This is a genomic window from Streptomyces javensis (assembly GCF_039525925.1).
Taxonomy (GTDB): Bacteria; Actinomycetota; Actinomycetes; order Streptomycetales; family Streptomycetaceae; genus Streptomyces; species Streptomyces asiaticus.
The window spans coordinates 1-1,479 of the sequence record NZ_BAAAIF010000235.1 but is presented as its reverse complement, the minus strand read 5'-3'; the positions used below and the strand labels follow the sequence as shown (position 1 = coordinate 1,479).

The 1,479-nt window shown below is 69.0% G+C and carries 1 protein-coding gene; it reads right to left on the bottom strand.

Annotated features, from left to right (window positions below):
- Positions 1-1,479, bottom strand: a 1,479-nt coding sequence (locus tag ABD329_RS47725) for a non-ribosomal peptide synthetase (RefSeq protein WP_344318275.1), incomplete at both ends; no start/stop codon positions are given.

The window sequence follows — 1,479 nt, the reverse complement described above, 5'->3', positions numbered from 1 at the left end:
CGGTTTCGTGGCGGGCCGGAACTGTGGTGGGGATGATGGTCGCGGTGGTGGCCAGGGCGGCTGGGGTTTGGTGTTGGAAGACTTGGCGGGGGGTGAGCTGTAGTCCTTCTTGGCGGGCGCGGCTGACGAGTTGGATGGACAGGATGCTGTCGCCGCCGAGGGCGAAGAAGCCGTCTTCCGGTCCGGCCTCGGGTATGGCCAGGACGTCGGCGAACAGTTCACACAGCCTGCGTTCGTGGGCACCTGCGGGGGCGCGTCCCTGACCGGTGCCGGTGGCTGCCGGTGTGGGGGTGGGAAGGGCGGCGTGGTCGAGTTTGCCGTTGGCGGTGAGCGGGAGGCGTTCCAGTGGGACGTAGTGGGAGGGGATCATGTAGTGGGGTAGTTGGTGGGCCAGTTGGGTGCGGATCTCCGCTGCGGGCGGTGTCTCGGCCCCGGCTTGAGCGGGGGTGAGGTAGGCGACGAGACGTCGGTCGCCGGGCCGGTCCTCGCGGACGGTCACCACAGCCTGCCCGATCCCGGGATGGGCCGTCAGCGCGGTTTGGATCTCTCCGGGCTCGATGCGGAATCCGCGCACCTTGACCTGCTCGTCGGCCCGTCCGCAGAACTCCAGCTGTCCCTCGGCGGTCCACCGCACCAGGTCCCCGGTCCGGTACATCCGCTCCCCGCCACCCGCACCGTAGGGGCAGGCCACGAACCGTTCCCCGGTCAGCCCGGGCCGAGCCCAGTACCCCCGCGCCATCCCGCACCCCGCCACGTACAGCTCGCCCACCACACCCACCGGAACCAACCCCAACCCCGCATCCAACACGAACAAGCGGGTGTTGCCGACGGGCGTGCCGATCGGTGGCGGGCCCGTGTCCTCGGGAGTGGTGAGGTATCCCGTCGTGTCGACGGTGGTCTCGGTCGGGCCGTAGGAGTTGTGCAGCCGCGCATGCGGAAGCGTGGCCACGAAGGAGTCGCGCAGATCGGCGGTCAGCGGTTCGCCACCGCAGACGACGTGGCGTACGGAGGCGCAGAGCCGGCGTGCCCCCTCCCACTCCAGCAGCAACCGCAGCAGGGTCGGCACACAGTGCACCACCGTGACCCCGTGACGTTCGACGGCGGACAGCAGATGGCCGGGGTCGGCGTGGTGATCGGGGTCGGTGCCGATGATGCTTCCGCCGGTGAGCAGCGGGCAGAAGAGTTCCCACACCGAGACGTCGAAACTCATCGGTGTCCGCATGAGGAAGCGGTCGTGTTCGGTCCAGCCGAAGGTCTCGATCCGCCACAGCAGGTTGTTGACGATGGCCCCGTGCGGGACCACGACCGCCTTGGGTGTGCCCGTCGATCCCGAGGTGTAGATGACGTAGGCCGGATGTTCGGGATGCATCGGGGTGTGGCGTTCGCTGTCGGACACGTCCCCTGCGTCATGGGCTTCCGTATGGGTGTGGGTGTCGTCGGTGTCGAGGAGGAGCCAGGGCAGGGTGGTGGCGCTGGTGG